Genomic DNA, 19,977 nt, shown 5'->3' on the forward strand with positions numbered 1-19,977 from the left:
GCGGGCCTCAATCCTTCTGCGGATCGTGGCCCCAGTTCATCAGCGACATCCGCCAGGGCGAGTCCGGGTCCTTCCGGGCCGCGCCGCCCTGCTTGAGATGGCGGTGCACGTAGCCCACGACCTTGCCCATGGCGGCGTAGTCGTCATCCGTGAGGTCCGCCTTCTTCTTGTCCTTGATGGCCAGGATGCGCCGGCCCATCTCGTGGCCGGTCGATTCGCCGCCGTCCTTCTTCTGGCCGACCTCCTTGCTGGCGTCGCTGTCGAGGTGCTTCTTCAGCGCGGCCGGCGTCATGTTGACGGCCTCGTTGAACTCCTTCCACGTCGCCGCGTGATCGTCATCCGCCATCCGCGGGTCTCCTTCTTCCGTGCCGGTCGTGCCCGACAACGCGTCCGGTGCGGACCGGCTCGCATGGATCCCTGCGGTCGGGCGCCGCACGGGGATAGGGCGCGGCGGCCCGGTGGCGTTTACAGGCCGGGTCCCGGGGGGTATCACCCCGGCCGAGTACAGAACCCCGTTCCCGAACCCCTTTCCCGAAAAACCAGATGCGCGCCGAGATCGAGCAAGCCTCGGATGCCGCCAAGCAGTCTATAGGGCTGCTGAGGAGGCATCTTTGACTGGGACACAGTCGATAAACGCCTCGCGGAGCTGAACGCGGCTTCCGAGGACCCCGACCTCTGGAACGATGCCGAGGCCGCCCAGAAGGTCATGCGCGAGCGCCAGCAGCTCGACGAGGCCGTCACGGCGATCAGGAAGCTCGAGCGCGACCTCGAGGACGGCTTGACGCTGATCGAGCTCGGCGAGATGGAGGGTGACGAATCCTCGATCCGCGAGGGCGAGGCGGCGATCCTGGCCGTCGAGAAGGAGGCCGCGAGCCGGCAGGTCGAGACCCTGCTGTCCGGCGAGGCCGACGGCTTCGACACCTATCTCGAGGTGCATGCCGGCGCCGGCGGCACCGAGAGCCAGGACTGGGCCAACATGCTCCAGCGCATGTACGCCCGCTGGGCCGAGCGCCGGAAGTACAAGGTCGAGGTCGTCGAGATGACCGACGGCGAGGAGGCCGGGATCAAGGGCGCCACGCTCCTGATCAAGGGCCACAACGCCTACGGCTGGCTCAAGACCGAGTCCGGCGTGCACCGGCTCGTGCGGATCTCGCCCTACGATTCCAGCGCCCGGCGCCACACCAGCTTCGCCAGCGTCTGGGTCTACCCGGTGATCGACGACCGGATCGAGATCGAGATCAAGGAATCCGACTGCCGGATCGACACCTACCGGTCTTCCGGCGCCGGCGGCCAGCACGTCAACACCACCGACTCCGCGGTGCGCATCACCCACAATCCCACCGGGATCGTGGTCGCGTGCCAGCAGGAGCGCTCGCAGCACAAGAACCGGGCGACCGCCTGGAACATGCTGCGCGCCCGGCTCTACGAGGCGGAGCTGAAGAAGCGCGAGGAGAAGGCCAACGCCGAGGCCGCCTCCAAGACCGATATCGGCTGGGGCCACCAGATCCGGTCCTACGTGCTGCAGCCGTACCAGCTGGTGAAGGACCTGCGCACCGGCACCCAGTCCACCGATCCGGACGAGGTGCTCGACGGCGATCTCGACCCGTTCATGGAGGCCTCGCTGGCCCAGCGGGTCTACGGCGGCGGCGAGGCGGTCGAGGACATCGACTGATCGGCGGTCTCGATCCGCAACGCCGTCATCACGAGCGGAGCGAAGTGACCCAGGGCAGCACGCGATCGCTCAGCGTGGCGCCACCCGGGATTGCTTCGCTCCGCTCGCAAAGACGATATTCGGACAAGGCTCGCCGTTGCCCGCACCGAAGGATGAGCGCCGGAGGCGCCCATCCTCACACACGCATCAATACCCCAGCGCCGCCCCATCCTTGCGCGGGTCCGATCCCGCCGCCAGCGTGCCGGCCTTCCGGTCGATCCAGATGACCTGCCCCCCGCCGAGCGGCAGCGGCGCACGGATCGCCGGGTGTCCGCGCTCCGTCAATCCCGCCATCACCGCGTCGGGGATCCCGCCTTCCACCTCCAGGCTGCCGCCGTAGGCGAAGCTGCGCGGGGCATCGAGGGCCTCCTGCACGTCGAGGCCCCGGTCGAGCAGACCGGAGAGCAGCTCGACATGGCCCATGGCCTGATAGTGGCCGCCCATGACGCCGAACGGCGCGACGGCCTGCCCGTCCTTCATCAGCATGCCGGGGATGATCGTGTGCATCGGCCGCTTGCCCGGACCGACGCTGTTCGGGTGGCCGCCCTCGGTGCGGAACGACAGGCCGCGGTTGTGCAGCAGCACGCCGCTCTCGGGTGCCAGGATGCCCGAGCCGAACCCCTGGAAGATCGAGTTGATCAGCGACAGCGCGTTGCCGTCCCGGTCGACCACGCAGAGGTAGACCGTGTCCTTGTGGGCGCGGCCCTCGGCCATCTCGCGGGCGATCTCGGGATAGATCTCCGGCGCGCGGGCCCGGTCCATGTCGATCGCCCCGTGGGCGGCGGCCTTCCAGGCGTCGGAGAGCAGGTGCTCGACCGGCACGTTGGCCAGCGCCGCGTCGCCGAACAGTACGTCGCGGTGGTGGTAGCCCTGCTTGCAGACCTCGGCGAAGAGGTGAAGCCTGTCCAGTTCCGACAGGGCGCCGACATCGTAGTGCGACAGCACGTTGAGCATCATCAGCGCCGCCAGGCCCTGGCCGGCCGGCGGGCACTCGTAGACGTCGTAGCCGCGGTACCGGGTCGAGACCGGCACGACCACGTCAGGCCGCGCGGCGGCGAAGTCGTCCAGGGTGTGCAGGCCGCCGAGGGCGTTCAGCCGGCTCACCATGTCCTCGGCGACGGAGCCCGTATAGAAGGCGCGCGCGCCCGCCTCGGCGATCGTCCGGAGCGTCGCCGCCAGCTTCGGCAGGCGGACGACGCTGCCGATCGCCGGCACCTGTCCGCCGGGCAGGTAGGTCTCGGCGGCGTGCGGATCCGTGGCGACGCGCTCGGCGCCGCGCAGCCAGTCCCAACCGACCCGCTGCTGGACGACGAACCCGTCCTCCGCATAGCGGATCGCCGGCTGGAGCAGCTCGCCCAGCGAGCGGGTACCGTGCTCGCGCACCAGCAGGTCCCAGGCCGCGACCGCGCCGGGCACCGTCACGGCGTGCGGCGAGGTCGGTGTGATGGTGACGCCGTGCTCGGCATACCAGTCGGGCGTGGCGGCGGCGGGCGCCCGGCCCGAACCGTCGAGGGCGATGGGCTTGGTGGCGCCCGCAGGGGCGTAGAGGGCGAAACAGTCGCCGCCGATGCCGGTCATCAGCGGATCGACCACGCACTGAACGGCGACCGCCGCGATGCCGGCATCGACGGCGTTGCCGCCGGAGCGCAGCATCTCGATGGCGGCGAGCGTCGAGAGCGGGTGCGAGGTCGCGACGGCGGCGTTGGCGGCGTAGACCGGGGAGCGGCCGGGGGCGGAGAAGTCTCTCACGGGGTGTCCTGTCGTTTCAAACGCATCTGAATTTCCCCTCCCCGCAAGGGGGAGGAGAGGGCCGCCATCTCACCCGGCGCCAATACCCGGCAGCGCCACCCAGTGCCCCGGCGCCACCTCGGTGAGCGGCCCGTCGGGCGGCTGGTCGTGGCCGGTGAGGTCGCGCGCGGCGAGGCGCGCCCGCTCCTCGGCCGGGTCCGGCACCGGCACGGCGGCGAGCAGGCGCCGGGTGTAGGGATGGCGCGGGTCCTCGTAGAGGGCGTCGGCCTCGGCCAGCTCGACGATCCGCCCGCGCCAGAGCACCGCGACCCGGTGGCAGAGGTAGCGCACCATCCGCAGGTCGTGCGAGATGAACAGGTAGGACAGGCCCATCTCGTCCTGCAGATCCTGGAGCAGGTTCACCACCTGGGCCTGGATCGAGACGTCGAGCGCCGCGATCGGCTCGTCGGCGACGATGAAGCTGGGCTTCAGGGCGATCGCCCGGGCGATGCAGATGCGCTGGCGCTGGCCGCCCGAGAACTGGTGCGGGTAGCGGCCCATGAAGCGCGGATCGAGCCCGACCCGCTGAAACAGGGCCGCCACCGCCTCCCGCCGCTCCGGCCCGCGCATGTCGCGCCGGTGCAGCTTGAACGCCTCCGCGACGTAGTCCCCGGCGCTCATCCGCGGGTTGAGGGCCGCGTACGGATCCTGGAACACGGTCTGGATCCGCGCCCGCATCTTGCGCATGGCGCCCGCCGAGAGCTTGGCGAGGTCGGTGCCCTCGAAGGCGATCGTGCCCGAGGTCGGCGGGTTGAGCATGGTCACGGCCCGGCCGATGGTCGACTTGCCGGAACCGGACTCGCCCACGAGGCCCAGGGTCTCGCCGGGGCGGATGTCGAAGCTGACGCCCTCCACGGCGCGGAACACCGACGCCTTGCCGCCCCACCACGAGCGCAGGGGATAGTGCTTGGACAGGTCGCGGACCGAGACGATCGGATAATCCGGCCCGCTCATCGCGCGGCCTCCTGGCCCAGAAGCTTCGGCAGGTCGTACCAGGCGGCGACGAGGTGGCCCGGCGCGGCGCCGGGCGCCTGGGCGAGAGGCGGCATCTCGGTTCGGCAACGGGCCGTCGCGAAGGCATTGCGCGGCGCAAAGGGGTCGCCCGGCGGGAGATGACGCATGTCCGGGGGCGCCCCCTCGATCTGGTGGAGGCGCCGCCGCCCGGCCCGGCCGCCGGACAGGTCCGGCAGGGAGCGCAGCAGCCCGAGCGTGTAGGCGTTGCGCGGATCCGCGAAGATGTCGTCGACCGGGCCGCGCTCCAGGATTCGGCCGGCATACATCACCTGCACGGTGTCGCTGATCCCCGCCACAACCCCGAGATCGTGGGTGATCCAGATGATCGCCATGCCGAGTTCGCGCTTCAGCTCCTGCACCAGGGCGACGATCTCGGCTTGGACCGTCACATCCAGGGCGGTGGTCGCCTCGTCGGCGATCAGCAGCTTCGGCCGGCAACTGAGGCCGATGGCGATCATCACGCGCTGGCGCTGGCCGCCGGAGAACTCGTGCGGGTACTGGTCGAGGCGCGCGCCCGCGTTCGGGATGCGGACGAGGTCGAGCAGCTCCCTGGCCCGGGCGCGGGCCGCCCGGGCGTCGAGGCCGAGATGGATGCGCAGGGGCTCGATGATCTGCGCCGCCACGGTCATGCCGGGGTTGAGCGAGCTCATCGGATCCTGGAACACGAAGCCGATGGCGCCGCCGCGGATCTTGCGCAGCTCCCGCTCCTTCAGGGCGAGGAGGTCGCGCCCCTCGAACAGCACCTGACCGCCGGTGATGCGGCCGGGCGGGCGCGGGATCAGGCCGAGCATGGCGAGCACGTGCACGCTCTTGCCGGAGCCGGACTCGCCGACGATGCCCAGCGTCTCGCCCTCGTGCAGGGTGTAGGAGACGCCGTTGACCGCGTGGACCGCGCCGCCGTCGGTGTCGAAGGCGACCGCGAGGTCGCGCACTTCCAGGAGGGGCTTCGTCATGTCCGCTGCCTCGGGTCGAGGGCGTCCCGCAGGCCGTCGCCGAACAGGTTGAAGGCGAGCACCGCGAGGAAGATCGACAGGCCGGGCCAGATCGCCATCCAGGGGGCTTGGTCCATGAAGTTCTTGGCGGTGTTGAGCATGGCGCCCCAGGACGGCTCGGGCGGCTGCTGGCCGAGGCCGAGGAACGACAGGCTCGCCTCCGCGATGATGGCGGCCGCGATGGTGAGCGTCGCCTGGACGAGGATCGCCGGCACGATGTTGGGCAGGATGTGCACCCGGGCGATCCGCCAGGGCGGGTTGCCCATGGCACGCGCCGCCTCCACGAACTCCTCGGCCGCCACGGCGCGCACCTGCGCCCGGGTCAGGCGGATGAAGGTCGAGGTCGCCGAGAGGCCGATGGCGATCATCGCGTTGACGAGGCTCGGGCCCAGGAAGGCGGCGAGCGCGATCGCCAGGATCAGGAACGGGATCGCCAGGAGCGCGTCGGTGAGGCGCGAGATCGCCCCGTCGATCCAGCCGCCCGCGTAGCCGGCGAGCAATCCCAGGGGTAGGCCGAGGGACACCGCCAGCGCCACCGAGACGAGGCCGGCGCCCAGCGAGGCCCGGGCGCCGAAGATGATCCGCGAGAGCACGTCGCGCCCGACCTCGTCGCCGCCGAACGGGTGCGCGAGGCTCGGCGCGCCGCGGACGTTGGCCCAGTCGGTGGCGGTCGGATCGTAGGGGGCGATCCAGGGGGCGAAGGCCGCCATCACGATCAGCAGGCCGACGATGACGAGCCCCGCCACCGCGCTCTTGCGTGCGCGCAGGCGCCGCCAGAAGGCCGCGAGCGTACCGGGTTCCTGGATCAGAGCCGGGGCTCCGGCGGGGGCGCCGAGACCGGACGCCTCGGCGATGGGGGTGCCGGTGCTCATGCCCGCCTCAGCTTCGGGTTCACGGCCGCGGAGAGCAGGTCGGCGGCGAGGTTCAGGGCGATGTAGGTGGCGGCGGTGCAGATCACGACGCCCTGCACGGTGGCGAAGTCCCGGTTGAACACGGCATCGACCATCAGCTTGCCGAAGCCCGGCACCGAGAAGACCTGCTCGGTGAGCACCGCCCCCGACAGGAGCTGCCCGAATTCCAGCGCCCCGAGCGTGATGATCGGGATCGCGGCGTTGGGCAGGGCGTGCCGCAGGGTGACGCGCAGCGGCGAGACGCCCTTGGCGCGGGCCGTGCGGACGTAGTCGGAGCCGAGCACGCCCAGCATTGCCGCGCGGGTGTGGCGCATCATCACCGCCGCGATGGCGTTGCCCAGCACGAAGGCCGGCATCACCATGGCGGCGAGGTTTTCGGAGAGGCTCTCGAAGGGCGAGACGTAGCCCGAGGCCGGCAGCCAGCCCAGTTCCACCGAGAACAGCAGGATCAAGAGGATCCCGAGCCAGAAATTCGGCACCGACAGGCCCCACAGGGCGATCCCGTTGGCGACCGTGTCGGCGGCCTGGCCGCGCTTGACCGCCGAGAGCACCCCCATCGGCACGCCGATGGCCAGCGCCACCAGCATGGCGAGGCAGGCGAGTTCGAGCGTCACCGGCAGCTTCTCGACGATCAGCTCCGAGACCGGCTTCTGCAGCCGGATCGACTCGCCGAGATCGCCCCGCAGCACGCCGCCGGCCCAGTAGGCGTAGCGGACCGGCAGGGGCTCATCGAGATGATACTTCTCGCGGATGAAGGCGATCACCTGCGGGTCGCGCTCCTCGCCGGTGAGCGCCGTGGCGACGTCGCCCGGCAGCAGTTGCTGCAGGGCGAAGATGATCATCGAGGCGAGGATCAGGGTCGGAACCGCCAGGGCGAGGCGTCGCGCCAGGAATCGAAGCATCAGGCGCGCAGCATCAGTTGAGCTTCAGACCGGTGAAGCGCACGAGCCCGTCCGGATAGGGCACGAAGCCGGTGATCTTCTGGCTGTAGGCCCAGAGCAGCTTGCGGTGCAGGATGTAGATGCCGGGCCGGTCCTTCAGCACCTGATCGGCCAGCGCCTTCCAGGCGGCCTTGCGCTTGGCCGGATCCACGGTGCCGCGCTCGGCCTGAAGGGCCGCGTCGGCCTCGGGGCTGCAGTACTTGGGATAGTTCAGCGCCGCCTTGCAGAAGAGGAAGCTGAATGTGTTGCCGTCCGGGTCCGAGCGGCCGCTCCAGGAATAGAGCTGCGCCTCGTAATTGCCCTTGTCGGCGGCATCGAGCGCCGTGGTGAAGTCCACGGCCTGGATCTTCACGTCGAAGCCCGCCTCCTTGGTCATGGCCTGGATCACCTGGCCGACCTGCGGCGACTCGCTGTTGGCGTAGACGGTCAGCGTGATCTGCGGATGCGGCTTGCCGGCCTCCGCCAGCAGGGCCTTGGCCTTGGCGACGTCCCGCTTCGGGATCGGGTACTCGGCGACGTAGTTCGGGTTCTTCGGGTTGACCCATTGGTTCCCGGCCAGGAACTCGCCGTTATAGACGACCTGATTGATGGCGTTGCGGTCGATGGCGGCCTCGAAGGCTTCGCGCACCTTCGGGTCGGAGACCGGCGAGCCCGCCTTGTTGGGGTTGAACAGGATCTCCTGGAACCCGAGCTCATAGGTCGAGTCGAGCTTCAGCTTGGCGTCGCGCTTCACCTGCGGCACGTCGGTGGGGGCGAGGCGCTCCAGCAGGTCGAGCTGCCCGGCGCGCAGGTTGGTGAGCCGCACCGTGGCGTCGGGGATCGGCCGGAACTCGATCCGCTGGATGTGGATCGCGTCCTTGTTCCAGTAGTCGGGAAAGCGCTCGACCACGATCCGGTCCTGCGGCACCCGCTCGACGAACTTGTACGGCCCGGCGCAGACGGGCGCGGAGGCGAACTTGTCGCCCAGCCGCTCGGCCGCCTTGGGCGAGACCATCATGCCGGCGCGGTCGGTGAACTGCGCGAGCAGCGGCGCGAACGGCTGCTTCAGATTGATGCGGAAGGTGAGGTCGTCGACCACGTCAACGGAGTCGATCGGCGCGATCTCGGAGCGGCGCTGCGAGCCCGGCATCTTCATGTGGCGCTCGATCGAGAACTTCGCCGCAGCGGCATCGAGCTTCTCGCCGTCGTGGAACAGCACGCCCGGGCGCAGGTGCATGGTCAGCGCCTTCTCGTCGGGCGACAGCTCCCAGGCGGTCGCGAGCTGCGGCACCGGCTTCAGGTCGGGCCCGATATCGACCAGCTTGTCGCAGAGCGCCGCGAACACCATCCGGCTCGCGAAGGTGCGCGCGAGCGTCGGGTCGAGGGCGTCCGGATCCTCCATCATGCCGTAGCGCAGGGTCTGTGCGGCGGCGGGCCCGGCGACGGTGAGCCCGGCGAGGAGACAGGCGGCGAGACGCAACATGAGACCGGTCCGGATTGAGGCGGGAGGAGCGGTGCGGATCGGCCGCGCCCGTTCCAGGGGCGACCGGCAGTGTTGCGCGGCCGCGTGGCATGCACAATCCCAAGGCAGCATCCATGCCATACGGTCAAGATGCATCTTGTATTCAATCGTGCGGCGATCCGGTCGCCGCGGCCGGTGGGCGCCCGTCGGCGGTCCTTGAGCAGCGGCCTCGCGACCCGCGCCGTTCCCTCCGAGACCGCGACCGCCGCCCGACAGAGGCCGGGATAAGTTCAATTTTACGTTTTGCCTGAACAGCCTGGAAAAATTTCGGCCGCAGAAGATCTCGGATGCGGTTTTCATGATGAAACGGATGTGATGGTCCGGCGGCACATCGTCATGTTGCCCGCGTTGTGCTGGAACCAGCGCCGCCGCGACTTCTACGCCGTGACCGCCGATGTCTCGACCGAGGGCATCCGGTTCCGCTCCTCGTCCCGCCTCGCGCCGGGCGAGAACCTCACCTGCAGCATCCGCCATATCGGGACGCTCGAGGCCCGCATCGCCCGCGTGGCGGGCCAGGAATTCGTCGCCTGCGTCCGCGGCGGGCGCGCGACCCTCACCGATCTCGCCCGTCAGTTCGTGACGCTGGCGCGGGCCCAGGACCTGCAGCCCGAGCCGATCCGGGCTCACCGGCGGATCGTGCCGAGGCAGAAGATCGTCCAGGTCACCACGGCTTCGGGCGAGGCCATCCAGGGGCACGTCCTCAACGTCTCGGCCTCCGGCGTCGCCCTGCTCATCGACCACCAACCGGAGATCGGGGCGATCATTCAGGTCGGACGAAAGACCGCCACGGTGATGCGCCACTTCACCCACGGCATCGGCGCCGCCTTCTCGGAGCCGTTCGCGCCGTCGGCCGTCCACGAGGCGATGTCGCTCTGAGGCTCCGGCGCCGCGTCGCGGGGTGGCGAACTTCGGCCGCCGGCCCCTCGCAGCGGCTGCGGAAGGGCGCTACATCTCTGCGGGTCCAGCGAAGGATCCTCGATGAAGCGCCTGCTCTCCTCCCGACCCGCCGCATCTCTGGCGCTCCTGCCGGCAGCGCTCGCCCTGCTGCCCCAGGCGGCCTTCGCCCATCCGGGCCACGGCGCCGCGACGGGCGCGGAGGCGGGCTTCCTCCACCCGCTGCTGGGCGCCGACCACGTGCTCGCGATGGTCGCGGTCGGCCTCCTCGCCAGCCTGCGCGGCGCACGGGCGCTCTGGGCCCTGCCCCTGTCGTTCCTGGCGCTGATGAGCGCGGGGGCGGGGCTGGGCATGGCCGGCATCGCGCTGCCGCATGTCGAGCTGGGGATCGCGCTGTCCATCGTCGTGTTCGGCCTCGCCGCCATCGTCGGCCTGCGCGCGCCGGTCGCGGTGCTGGCCGCCCTGGTCGGCGTCTTCGCGGTGTTCCACGGCTACGCCCACGGCGCCGAGATGCCGGAGACCGCCTCCGGCCTGTCCTTCGGCCTCGGCTTCCTCGCGGCCACCGCACTCCTGAACGCCGCGGGGATCGGTCTCGGCGTCGCGGCGTCGCGGATCGGAGCGACGCGGGCCGCCCCGGCCCTCGGCGCCGGCGTGGCCGCGGCCGGTCTCGCCCTGCTGGTCCTGCCCGCCTGAGCGACTCGGCCGACCCGAGCCCCGCCCCGGTCGCGGGCGGGGTGCCCCGGCTCAGCATCCGCATCGATCTCGGGCCGGGGCACCGCCTCGGTCCCGGCAAGGTGCGGCTCCTGGAGATGATCGCCGAGCACGGGTCCATCGCGGGCGCCGGCCGCGCGCTGGGCATGTCGTACCGCCGCGCGTGGCTGCTGGTCGAGGCGATGAACACCGGCTTCGGCCGGCCCGTGGTCGAGGCGCAGACCGGCGGCCGGGCGGGCGGGGGCGCGCGCCTCTCGGCCTTCGGCGCCGACGTGGTGCGCCGGTACCGGGCCGTGGAGGCGGCCGCGGCAGTGGCGGCCGCACCGTTCCTGAACAGCCTGGGACAGGCCGGGGACGCGTAACCGGGCCGGGTACGGGGGCGAACCCGGATGCGATGTCACAGCCCCGCGGGGGCTGACGTCGTCGAATCCGGCCCCACGTCCCGCCGGTCGCAACACTCCCGGCAGCAAGAAGAGAACCCCCATGGCAAAACTCACGACGCTCGCCCTGATGGGCCTGCTGGCCGTCACCACCGGTGCACAGGCGGCTCCCAAGGTCGAGCGCCTGCGCGGGACCGTCGAGGCGGTGGCGGGCGGCGGCTTCACGCTGAAGACGCGCGACGGCGTGTCGGAGACCGTGGCGCTCGCCCCCGACGCGAAGGTCTCCTGGGTCGTCCCGTCGAGCCTCGACGCGATCAGGGACGGCGTCTTCATCGGCACCGCCACGAAGGGTGAGCCGCCGGTGGCCCTGGAGGTGGTGCTGTTCCCCGAGGCGATGCGCGGCACCGGCGAGGGCCACTACGACTGGGACATGATCCCCGACCGCACGGCGGGCGGTGCGTCGGTGAAGAGCGCCATGACCAACGGCACCGTGAAGGCGGACGTGCGCGCGACCGCGCCGGACGCGCCGCGCGTCAAGAGCGCGATGACCAACGGGACGGTCAAGGCGAGCAGCGGCGGAGCCGAGCGGACCCTCACGGTCGATTACGGCCAGGGCCAGTCGCTGCAGATCCTGGTGCCGCCGCAGGCGCCGGTCGTCAGCTTCGAGCCCGCCAGCGCCTCGGCGGTGGCCCCCGGTGCCAAGGTCTTCGTGATCGCCGCGCGCGGGGATGATGGCCGCGTCACCGCCCGGCGCGTCGCCGTCGGGAAGGACGGGCTGACGCCGCCTATGTGAGGCCGCCGATGTGAGGCCGCCCATGTGAGGCCGCTCCCCCGGCGAATCGCCTGAGACGGCGTGCGCCGCCCGGACCCGGGTCGGGTTCGGGCGGCCCGATGCCCGCCGGAACGGCAGGTCAGCCGCTCAGGACAGCATTCGTGCACATTCGGCGAACCGTTGCCGACTAAAGCACCCCGAGAATGTTGCCAGGCCGCAACATCGCCCTGGAACTGCCAAGGCGGCCGCGAATCCTCGTTGCTCGCGGAAACCCGTTCGCACATGGTGATCGTGCACGGGGGCATCGCCAAGCGAGAGCCCGCAGGAGCCTGCCACTTAAGACGCGGGCCAAACCTACAGAACGTGCGGCCAGACCCGGATAACCGGGCACGTCCGCATCATTGGGTCTCGAAGCTTTGGAGATGTCTATGAAGCTCTTGAAGAGCTCATTGCTCGGGTCTGCTGCTGCGTTCGCGGCGGTAGGCGCAGCTCACGCCGCCGACCTGCCGGTCAAGAAGGCGATCCCGATCGAGTACGTCCGCGTCTGCGGCGCGTACGGCGCCGGCTTCTTCTACATTCCCGGCACCGACACCTGCCTGCGTCTCTCCGGCCGCGCCCGGTTCGAGGGCGGCTACATGACCAGCTACTCGCGCCAGAACGGCAACGGCGGTGACACGTCGGGCTACCAGGGCCGGATGCGCATCAACCTCGATGCCCGCACCCAGACCGCCTACGGCACGCTGCGCGCCTTCGTCCGCCTCGATGCCGGCGCCCGCACCGGCTATTCCGGCGTCGGCACCTCCGGCACCCAGCAGCGCATCGGTCAGGCCTTCCCGGGCCTCGGCATCGACAGCTTCGGCCGTGACCAGCAGTTCGTGAACGTCGACAAGGCCTTCATCCAGTTCGCCGGCATGACCGCCGGTCGCGCCTCGTCGTTCTTCGACTTCTACGCCCACGACTTCGAGTTCGCCGGCGCCACCGCCGGTTCGGACCTGGCGTCCACCAACCTGCTCGCCTACACGGCCACGCTCGGCAACGGCCTGTCCGCCACGATCTCGGCCGAAGACCCGGTCTTCCGCCGCAGCCCGATTTTCTCGGCCTCGAACAACCCGTCCGGCGCCACGGTCAACGCCAACATCGCCAACTTCGCGCAGTCGAACTCGCCGGCCGAGGTGTTCATCGGGTACACGAACGGCCAGCCGACACGGTACAGCTTCGTCGACGTGATCCAGCGCTCGCGCATGCCCGACGTCGTCGGCGCCCTGCGCCTCGACCAGGCCTGGGGCTCGGCCCAGCTGTCGGCGGCCGTGCACGAGCTGAACGTCGGCAACGTCGCCAACGGCGCCGGCACCGGCTCCGGCTCGAACATCAGCATCCCGCACACCAGCAACTCGTACGGCTGGGCGGTGCAGGGCGGCCTGAAGATCAACGCGCCGTTCATCGCTCCGGGCGACGCCCTCTACCTGCAGGGTGCCTACGGCTCCGGCGCGCAGCTCTACACCGGCTACTCCTCGTTCAGCGGCTCCTACTCGCAGAACGCGGCCACGATCCAGGGCCAGAAGTTCAACCAGTTCTTCAACGACGCGACGGTCAACCCGTTCACGGGCCAGCTGCAGCAGTCCACGAGCTTCAGCGCGACGGCTTCGTATCTCCATTACTGGACGCCGGAGTGGCGCTCGGCCTTCTTCGGCTCGTACGGTGAGATGAACTTCTCGCAGTCGGCCCGTGCGGCTCAGGGCATCGCCTACGCGGTCGCCAACCCGTTCGGCCTGATCAACTTCGGTGCCAACGCCGTCGGGACGCCCGGCACGCGCTTCTACAACCTCAGCGAGGCGCTGCGCGATACCTACCAGTTCGTGGCGGGCGGCAGCATCATCTGGTCGCCGGTCAAGGACCTCGATATCGGTGTCGAGGGCTTCTACACCCAGATCGGCGTCAAGAACGGCCGCGTGATCGACAAGGACAAGAGCCCGACGGCCTACGCGAACGTCGCCGGCATCAACAACGGTACCTTCGTGCCGCGGACCACGACGTCGGACAGCGTCTCCACCTTCCGCTTCCGCGTCCAGCGCGACTTCTAAGCCACTCCACCGGCGCCGGGGCTCCGGCCTCCGCGCCGGTCCCCGTGCTTCAGAACCCTCAAGGCTCGGCTTCGGCCGGGCCTTTTTCGTTGTGCGCTTCCGCCCGCGGCCCGCGAACCCGTCCGCCGCGGCCGCGACCGGCCACCTGACCCGGCGCGCCCGAAGCCGGCGTGCCGCCGCCGCGCGGGCCGGGGGCCGGCGCGGTCCCGCTGGCGGAGCCCCCGATCCTGGACGTGCCCGGGCCGGACAGCTGGGCGGTCGGCGCCCCGCACGTCCCAGGTGATCCGCTGCCCTGCCGATCAGGGTCCACTGGCGCCGCGCCTCGATCGCCGTCGATCGGCGGCATCCTTCGCCCGGCACCGGCTTCCGGACGCGCCCCGCACGTCTCGCGCCGGACCGGTGCCGCCGCGTCCCGCACCCTGTGCCATCGGCAGATGTCCGGGTTTCCGGCCGGCGAGTCGGGCCTGCGCGGTTCGAGCTTCGAATCGGCCGCCGGCGACCGCCTTCCCGTCAGGGGCGCCGGCTGGGTTTCGACCGCGGCCGCCACGACTCCCTGCCGAGCGAGGCCCGCGCGGGCGCTCCGAGCCGGCTCTGAGACGATCCCGCATCGCGCGACGCCGATCGGCCGATAGCGCCGAAGTAATGACCTCTATTTTTGTTCGATAATATTCGAGTTTATCTCCTGACAGGCTAATAATTTTGGCGACTTGAATTATTTAAATACAGTTTGTTGCTGTCATACAACACAAATTTGAAAGTCAAATTGTAAATCTGAATCCGTGTTGCAAGGGAGAGTGCGCCTGCACAGTGTCTCCGAGCAAATGGGCCTCAAGTTCACTGTAGCAAGCGAAAGAGCACCAGATATCCGCGATCAAATGATCTGCTGTATTTGGTAAGTCCGGTCTTGCTCATCCGTTTGCGAGATTTGAGCTTCAAATTCCGGAGATACCGATGAGATTACTGCGATCATCGTTGCTGGGGTCTGCCGCCGCGTGCGCGGCGGTGGGCGCCGCGCACGCCGCCGACTTGCCGGCCAAGAAGGCTGTCCCGGTCGAGTACGTCCGCGTCTGCGGCGCGTACGGCGCGGGCTTCTTCTACATCCCCGGCACCGACACCTGCCTGCGCATCTCCGGCCGCGCCCGGTTCGAGGGCGGATACATGACGGCGTCGACGCGGCAGGCCGGCACGAATGCCGGCGACAGTGCGGGCTATCAGGGCCGGATGCGCATCAATCTCGATGCCCGCACCCAGACCGCCTACGGCACGCTGCGCGCCTTCGTGCGCCTCGATGCCGGGTCCCGCACCGGCTACGCCCGCTCGGGGACTCAGGCGCGTATCGGCCAGGCCTACGACGCCACGGGCGTCGACGCGGCCGGCCACGCGCAGCAATTCATGAACGTCGACAAGGCGTTCATCCAGTTCGCCGGCCTGACCGCCGGTCGCGCCGCGTCGTTCTTCGACTTCTACGCCCACGACTTCGAGATCTACGGCGCGAGCTCGGGCTCCGATGTCGCCTCCACCAATCTCCTCGCCTACACGGTGACGGCCGGCTCCGGTCTGTCTGCCACCCTGTCGATCGAGGACCCGGTGTTCCGGCGCAGCCCGATCTACGCGCCGGCCGGCACCGCCTCGCCGGTGAGCCCCGTCTTCGTCGGCTATTTCCACGGCGCGCCGATCGCGGTCAGCAGCGTCGACAGCATCCAGCGCGAGCGGTTGCCCGATGTGGTCGGCGTCCTGCGCGTCGATCAGGCCTGGGGCTCGGCGCAGCTCTCCGCCGCGGCGCACGAGCTGAACGTGGGCAACATCGCGGTGACCCGGGCGGCGGGCGCGACGGTCGGGATCGCGCACACCAAGAGCGTCGAGGGCTGGGCGCTGCAGGGCGGATTGAAGATCAACGCGCCCTTCGTCGCGCCCGGTGATGCCCTCTATCTCCAGGGCGCCTACGCGGACGGCGCGCAGATGTACACCGGCTACTGCGCCTTCACCGGCTGCTACTCGCAGCTCAACAACGGCTTCCACGGCCAGAAGATCTACCAGAGCTTCTCGGACGCGACGATCAACCCGTTCACCGGGCAGCTGCAGACGTCGCAATCCTTCTCAGCGGTCGCGTCGTTCCTGCATTACTGGACGCCGGAATGGCGCTCGGCGGTCTTCGGCTCCTACGGAGAGCAGGATTTCTCCCGCCATGCCCGTCTCGCCCAGGGCGCGCTCTACAACGTCCTGAACGTCAACGGCGCCGCCAATTTCGGCTCCAACGCGGTCGGCACGCCCGGAACGCGCTTCTACCAGCTCAGCCAAGCGCTGCGCGACACCTACCAGTTCGTCGCGGGCGGCAGCCTCATCTGGTCACCCGTGCGCGACCTCGATATCGGCGTCGAGGCCTTCTACACCCAGATCGGCGTGAAGCACGGGCGCGCGATCGATTCCGACAAGAGCCCCGCCGCTTACGCCAACGTCGCCGGCATCAACAACGGCACGTTCGTCCCGCGCACCGTGACGCAGGACTCGGTCTCGCAGGTCCGTTTCCGCGTCCAGCGCGACTTCTGAGCGGCGATGTCGGCGGCGGGGCGTCGGTCCCGCCGCCCGTCTCCGCGCGCGGCGTACCCGCGGCCCGGTCGAGTGCCGGGCCATTCCCGTGCCCTCGGACCACGACGGAGGTGAGATCTTAATCCAGGCCCGCGGGACAGGTCGCGTCCTTTGTTCCCCGGATCGCGTTGCCGCCTTTCATGCGCGCTGATACGCCGGATGTCACTTTATCTCCGCCGATCGTGCGGGACTCGACGGGTCGTGCCTCGGCGTGCGGTCGCGAGTGTTCGGCGAAACGGCCCGAAAGTGGTCAGAGATCCGGGGGGACGCCATGACCAGCACCGCTACGCCGAGCCCGATCCCATCACCGGCAGAGAACCGGGCGGAGGGCCGGCGCGCGGCCCGGTTCTGGCCGGACGTCTGGTGGCGCCTGATCGACACCAAGATCGGCATCATACCGCTGCCGATCTTCGTCGTGCTGGCGATCCTCATCGCCGTCCTGGTTCAGGAAGGCGAGATCAAGCCCGACGGGCCGACCATGATCGCCGTTCTGGTGATGGGCGGGTTCACCTGCGCGGAGATTGGCAAGCGCATCCCGATCCTGAAGAACATCGGCGCCGGTGCGATCTTCGCGACCTTCATCCCCTCGGCGCTCGTCTACTACGCCCTGGTGCCGCCGCAGATGGTGAAGGCGATCACCGATTTCACGAAGTTCACCAACTTCCTCTACATCTACATCGCCACGATCATCGTCGGCTCGATCCTCGGGATGGATCGGGAGGTCCTGATCAAGGGCTTCCTCAAGATCTTCGCGCCGCTCGCCCTCGGCTCGGTGGCGGCGGCGCTGGTCGGGACGCTGGTCGGCACGCTCCTCGGCCTCGGACCCTACAAGACGTTCTTCTTCATCGTCGTGCCGATCATGGCCGGCGGGGTCGGCGAGGGGGCGATCCCGCTCTCCATCGGCTACGCGGCGATCCTGGGGCTGCAGCAGGGCGTGGTCTTCGCCCAGGTGCTGCCGCCGGTGATGCTCGGCTCCCTGACCGCGATCATCCTGTCGGGCACGCTCAACTCCATCGGCAAGCGCTACCCGCACCTGACCGGCGAGGGCCGCCTCCAGCCCGATTCGGACGGGATCAAGTCGAGCGACGCCCAGGCCAAGGCCGAGGCGGCCAAGGGCCAGATCGACCCCGCCACGATCGGCGCGGCCGGGCTCACGGCGATCACCCTCTACCTGCTCGGCGTCATGGCCCACCACCTCGTCGGCCTGCCCGCGCCGGTGGCGATGCTGTTCCTCGCCGTCCTGGCGAAGCTCGCCAGCGCGGTGTCGCCCCATCTCCAGGCCGGCGGCTTCGTGGTCTACAAGTTCGTGCAGGTCTCGATGACCTACCCGCTGCTGTTCGCCATCGGCGTCGCGATGACGCCGTGGCACGAGCTGATGGCCGCCTTCACGCTGGTGAACCTGATCACGATCGTGTCGACCGTCGTGACGCTGATGACGGTCGGCTTCTTCGTCGGCCGCTGGCTCGGCATGTACCCGATCGAGACCGCCATCGTGAACGCCTGCCACAGCGGCCAGGGCGGCACCGGCGACGTGGCGATCCTGACGGCGGCGAACCGCATGGCGCTGATGCCGTTCGCGCAGATCGCCACCCGCATCGGCGGCGCGCTGACGGTGACCGGCACGATCGTCGCCATGAAATGGATCGGTGCCTGACGGGCACTCGGAAAGGACGTCGTCATGGCCGGTGATCCCGGGGCCGTCGGGGCCACGCTCCAGTCGCGCATCGGGGCGATCCTCCGCTCGACGAGCGGCAACTTCCTGGAGATGTTCGACTTCTTCCTGTTCGGGTTCTACGCCACCTACATCGCGCGGGCGTTCTTCCCCTCGGGCAACGAGACCACCGAGCTGCTCCTGACCTTCGGCACGTTCTGGCTCGGCGCGCTGATGCGGCCGCTCGGGGCGATCGTGCTGGGCGCCTATATCGACCGGATCGGCCGCCGGAAGGGGCTGATCATCACGCTGGCGATCATGGCGAGCGGGACGGTGCTCATCGCCTTCTGCCCGAGCTACGACACGATCGGCGTCGCGGCCCCGCTGATCGTGCTGGCCGGGCGCCTGCTGCAGGGCTTCTCGGCCGGCGTCGAGATCGGCGGCGTCTCGATCTACCTGTTCGAGATCGCCACGCCGGGCCGGCGCGGCTTCTACACGTCGTTCCAGTCGGCGAGCCAGCAGGTGGCGATCATGTTCGCCGCCCTGATCGGCTACGGGCTGAACGCCTTCCTCACCAAGCAGCAGATCGGCGATTTCGGCTGGCGCATCCCGTTCCTGATCGGCTGCCTGATCGTGCCGTTCATCTTCTTCATCCGGCGCTCGCTCCAGGAGACGCAGGACTTCGCCAAGCGGACCCGCCACCCGACCACACGCGAGATCCTGACCACGGTGGCGGCCAACTGGCGGATCGTGCTGCTCGGCATGATGCTGACGACGATGACCACGGTGACCTTCTACATGATCACCGTCTACACCCCGACCTTCGGCAAGAACGTCCTGAAGCTCACCGAGACCGACAGCCTGATCGTGACGCTGTGCGTGGCGGTCACCAATTTCGTCTGGCTGCCCGTCGGCGGGGCCCTGTCGGACGCCATCGGCCGCAAGCCGGTGCTGCTGACGATCTCGACCCTGTCGCTGCTGACGACCTACCCGGCCCTGCACTGGCTCGTGGCCGACCCGACCTTCGGCAAGATGCTCGCCGTCGAGCTGTGGTTCTCGTTCTTCTTCGGCGTCTACAACGGCGCGATGGTGGTGTCGCTCTCCGAGGTGGTGCCGGCCCATGTCCGCGCGAGCGGCTTCTCGCTGGCCTACAGCCTCGCCACCGCGCTGTTCGGCACGGCCACGCCGATGGTCTCGACTTTCCTGATCGAGAAGACCGGCGACCGGGCCGCGCCGAGCTACTGGCTCATGGCAGCGGCCGCGTGCGGCATCGTCGCGACGCTCGCGCTGTTCCGGAGCCGGCAGGGACTGGAGCGCGTGCCGGCCCACGCCTGAGGGCGGGGACCGCTCAGCTCTCCTGCCAGATCCGGATCCGTGCCTTGAAGGCGGCGCGGATATGGGCCCGGGCCGCGGCCTCGGCGGTATCGCCGTCGTGGGCCCGGATCGCCGCCACTATCGCGGCGTGCTCGGCCAGCGATTCCGCGGCGCGGTCGGGCGCCGCCAGCGTGGTGGCGCCGGGCAGCAGCACCAGCGACAGGCGCATCGTCTCCAGCGTGCTCTGCAGGAAGCGATTGCGCGCCGCCCCGTGGATCTGCCGGTGGAACAGGCGGTTGGTCCGGGCCAGGGCGGGCGCGTCCCCGAGCAGCGTCCGGTCCCGGGCGACCATCTCCTCCAGGATCTCGGTCTCGACCGTGCTGGCGTGGATCGCCGCGAGGCGGGCCGCGGTCCCTTCCAGCACCTCGCGCATGTCGTAGAGCTCGCTGACCTGCCCGTAATCGAGCTGCGCAACGCTGGCGCCCCGGTGCGGCTCGTGGGCGACGAGGCCCTGCGCCTCCAGCCGTCCGAGCGCCTCCCGCACCGGCGTGCGGCTGATCTGGAACCGCTCCGCGAGCTCGGCCTCGCGCAGCCGGCTGCCGGGGGCGAGTTCGCCCTCCTCGATCGCCCGCAGCAGGCGCTCGTAGGCGCCGGCGCCGCTGGAGCGCTCCGACTCGCTCGCCTTCATCGCAGGATCTCCCTGGACCGGGCCATAGCTCGAAACGCGGCT

General features: G+C 69.8%; 17 protein-coding genes. 9 read left to right on the plus strand and 8 right to left on the minus strand.

Translation table 11 applies throughout. The annotated features are described in order from the left end of the window. Positions 1 to 7 precede the first annotated feature (7 nt). Positions 8 to 346 carry a DUF3140 domain-containing protein gene (locus ACLBXO_RS20890; protein WP_447686543.1) on the minus strand — a complete coding sequence of 113 codons (339 nt, stop codon included), beginning with the start codon at positions 344 to 346 and terminating at the stop codon, positions 8 to 10. Between the two features lie 197 nt (positions 347 to 543). Here ACLBXO_RS20890 and prfB point away from each other — a divergent pair. Then, positions 544 to 1,672, plus strand: a protein-coding gene (prfB, locus tag ACLBXO_RS20895) for a peptide chain release factor 2 (protein WP_447686544.1) whose coding sequence is annotated in 2 segments (ribosomal slippage) — positions 544 to 612 and positions 614 to 1,672 — 1,128 coding nt in all. Because the reading frame shifts where the segments join, the coding sequence is not laid out codon by codon here. Between the two features lie 186 nt (positions 1,673 to 1,858). Here the strand turns inward: prfB and ggt are convergent. The 6 genes from ggt to ACLBXO_RS20925 all read right to left on the minus strand — a co-directional run bounded on the left by ggt (position 1,859) and on the right by ACLBXO_RS20925 (position 8,819). Further along, complete coding sequence (ggt, locus tag ACLBXO_RS20900; protein ID WP_447686545.1) at positions 1,859 to 3,460, minus strand: gamma-glutamyltransferase; 1,602 nt, start codon at positions 3,458 to 3,460, stop codon at positions 1,859 to 1,861. Positions 3,461 to 3,529: 69 nt separating this feature from the next. After that, the gene (locus ACLBXO_RS20905) at positions 3,530 to 4,453 is read right to left on the minus strand and encodes an ABC transporter ATP-binding protein (RefSeq protein ID WP_447686546.1); all 924 of its coding nucleotides are present in this window, start codon (positions 4,451 to 4,453) and stop codon (positions 3,530 to 3,532) included. Continuing rightward, positions 4,450 to 5,466: an ABC transporter ATP-binding protein gene (locus ACLBXO_RS20910; protein ID WP_447686547.1), complete on the minus strand. Its 1,017-nt coding sequence runs from the start codon at positions 5,464 to 5,466 to the stop codon at positions 4,450 to 4,452. Before ACLBXO_RS20910 ends, ACLBXO_RS20905 begins: the two co-directional genes overlap by 4 nt. After that, on the minus strand, positions 5,463 to 6,377 hold the full coding sequence (locus tag ACLBXO_RS20915) for an ABC transporter permease (RefSeq protein WP_447686548.1): 915 nt from the start codon (positions 6,375 to 6,377) through the stop codon (positions 5,463 to 5,465). Before ACLBXO_RS20915 ends, ACLBXO_RS20910 begins: the two co-directional genes overlap by 4 nt. Further along, positions 6,374 to 7,318 carry an ABC transporter permease gene (locus tag ACLBXO_RS20920; RefSeq protein ID WP_447686549.1) on the minus strand — a complete coding sequence of 315 codons (945 nt, stop codon included), beginning with the start codon at positions 7,316 to 7,318 and terminating at the stop codon, positions 6,374 to 6,376. The genes ACLBXO_RS20915 and ACLBXO_RS20920 overlap by 4 nt, the downstream gene beginning before the upstream one ends. A gap of 13 nt (positions 7,319 to 7,331) precedes the next feature. Further along, positions 7,332 to 8,819: an ABC transporter substrate-binding protein gene (locus ACLBXO_RS20925; protein WP_447686550.1), complete on the minus strand. Its 1,488-nt coding sequence runs from the start codon at positions 8,817 to 8,819 to the stop codon at positions 7,332 to 7,334. A 375-nt stretch (positions 8,820 to 9,194) separates the two neighbouring features. Here ACLBXO_RS20925 and ACLBXO_RS20930 point away from each other — a divergent pair, with 375 nt between their 5' ends. From ACLBXO_RS20930 to tcuC, 8 genes are all read left to right on the plus strand, one after another. Further along, positions 9,195 to 9,734: a pilus assembly protein PilZ gene (locus tag ACLBXO_RS20930; protein WP_331315388.1), complete on the plus strand. Its 540-nt coding sequence runs from the start codon at positions 9,195 to 9,197 to the stop codon at positions 9,732 to 9,734. 102 nt (positions 9,735 to 9,836) lie between these two features. After that, entirely contained in the window at positions 9,837 to 10,445 is a 609-nt protein-coding gene (locus tag ACLBXO_RS20935) for a HupE/UreJ family protein (protein ID WP_447686551.1), read from the plus strand. Between the two features lie 41 nt (positions 10,446 to 10,486). Continuing rightward, a complete protein-coding gene (locus ACLBXO_RS20940; protein ID WP_331315384.1) occupies positions 10,487 to 10,825 on the plus strand; it encodes a winged helix-turn-helix domain-containing protein in 339 nt (112 codons plus the stop codon). 121 nt (positions 10,826 to 10,946) lie between these two features. Further along, a complete protein-coding gene (locus ACLBXO_RS20945; protein ID WP_447686552.1) occupies positions 10,947 to 11,636 on the plus strand; it encodes a metal ABC transporter permease in 690 nt (229 codons plus the stop codon). Positions 11,637 to 12,043: 407 nt separating this feature from the next. Then, entirely contained in the window at positions 12,044 to 13,696 is a 1,653-nt protein-coding gene (locus ACLBXO_RS20950; protein WP_447686553.1) for a porin, read from the plus strand. 951 nt (positions 13,697 to 14,647) lie between these two features. Next, positions 14,648 to 16,243, plus strand: a complete 1,596-nt coding sequence (locus tag ACLBXO_RS20955; RefSeq protein WP_447686554.1) for a porin — start codon at positions 14,648 to 14,650, stop codon at positions 16,241 to 16,243. A gap of 310 nt (positions 16,244 to 16,553) precedes the next feature. Then, positions 16,554 to 17,936, plus strand: coding sequence for a 2-hydroxycarboxylate transporter family protein (locus ACLBXO_RS20960; RefSeq protein WP_331315378.1), 1,383 nt, complete (start codon positions 16,554 to 16,556; stop codon positions 17,934 to 17,936). Positions 17,937 to 17,960: 24 nt separating this feature from the next. Further along, complete coding sequence (gene tcuC / locus ACLBXO_RS20965) at positions 17,961 to 19,268, plus strand: MFS transporter (RefSeq protein WP_331315377.1); 1,308 nt, start codon at positions 17,961 to 17,963, stop codon at positions 19,266 to 19,268. A gap of 13 nt (positions 19,269 to 19,281) precedes the next feature. On the opposite strand, the gene ACLBXO_RS20970 is transcribed toward tcuC, so the two are convergent. Then, positions 19,282 to 19,935: a GntR family transcriptional regulator gene (locus ACLBXO_RS20970; protein WP_447686555.1), complete on the minus strand. Its 654-nt coding sequence runs from the start codon at positions 19,933 to 19,935 to the stop codon at positions 19,282 to 19,284. Between the last annotated feature and the right edge of the window lie 42 nt (positions 19,936 to 19,977).

The organism is Methylobacterium sp. C33D, assembly GCF_053345825.1.

Excerpts from the sequence above, each read along its gene's own strand:
- ACLBXO_RS20950 (WP_447686553.1), top strand. The coding sequence starts at position 12,044 with ATGAAGCTCTTGAAGAGCTCATTGCTCGGGTCTGCTGCTGCGTTCGCG.
- ACLBXO_RS20930 (WP_331315388.1), top strand. The coding sequence starts at position 9,195 with ATGTTGCCCGCGTTGTGCTGGAACCAGCGCCGCCGCGACTTCTACGCC.
- ACLBXO_RS20920 (WP_447686549.1), bottom strand. The coding sequence starts at position 7,318 with ATGCTTCGATTCCTGGCGCGACGCCTCGCCCTGGCGGTTCCGACCCTG.
- ACLBXO_RS20935 (WP_447686551.1), top strand. The coding sequence starts at position 9,837 with ATGAAGCGCCTGCTCTCCTCCCGACCCGCCGCATCTCTGGCGCTCCTG.
- ACLBXO_RS20890 (WP_447686543.1), bottom strand. The coding sequence starts at position 346 with ATGGCGGATGACGATCACGCGGCGACGTGGAAGGAGTTCAACGAGGCC.
- ACLBXO_RS20925 (WP_447686550.1), bottom strand. The coding sequence starts at position 8,819 with ATGTTGCGTCTCGCCGCCTGTCTCCTCGCCGGGCTCACCGTCGCCGGG.
- ACLBXO_RS20945 (WP_447686552.1), top strand. The coding sequence starts at position 10,947 with ATGGCAAAACTCACGACGCTCGCCCTGATGGGCCTGCTGGCCGTCACC.
- ACLBXO_RS20970 (WP_447686555.1), bottom strand. The coding sequence starts at position 19,935 with ATGAAGGCGAGCGAGTCGGAGCGCTCCAGCGGCGCCGGCGCCTACGAG.
- ACLBXO_RS20960 (WP_331315378.1), top strand. The coding sequence starts at position 16,554 with ATGACCAGCACCGCTACGCCGAGCCCGATCCCATCACCGGCAGAGAAC.
- ACLBXO_RS20910 (WP_447686547.1), bottom strand. The coding sequence starts at position 5,466 with ATGACGAAGCCCCTCCTGGAAGTGCGCGACCTCGCGGTCGCCTTCGAC.
- tcuC (WP_331315377.1), top strand. The coding sequence starts at position 17,961 with ATGGCCGGTGATCCCGGGGCCGTCGGGGCCACGCTCCAGTCGCGCATC.
- ACLBXO_RS20955 (WP_447686554.1), top strand. The coding sequence starts at position 14,648 with ATGAGATTACTGCGATCATCGTTGCTGGGGTCTGCCGCCGCGTGCGCG.
- ACLBXO_RS20915 (WP_447686548.1), bottom strand. The coding sequence starts at position 6,377 with ATGAGCACCGGCACCCCCATCGCCGAGGCGTCCGGTCTCGGCGCCCCC.
- ACLBXO_RS20905 (WP_447686546.1), bottom strand. The coding sequence starts at position 4,453 with ATGAGCGGGCCGGATTATCCGATCGTCTCGGTCCGCGACCTGTCCAAG.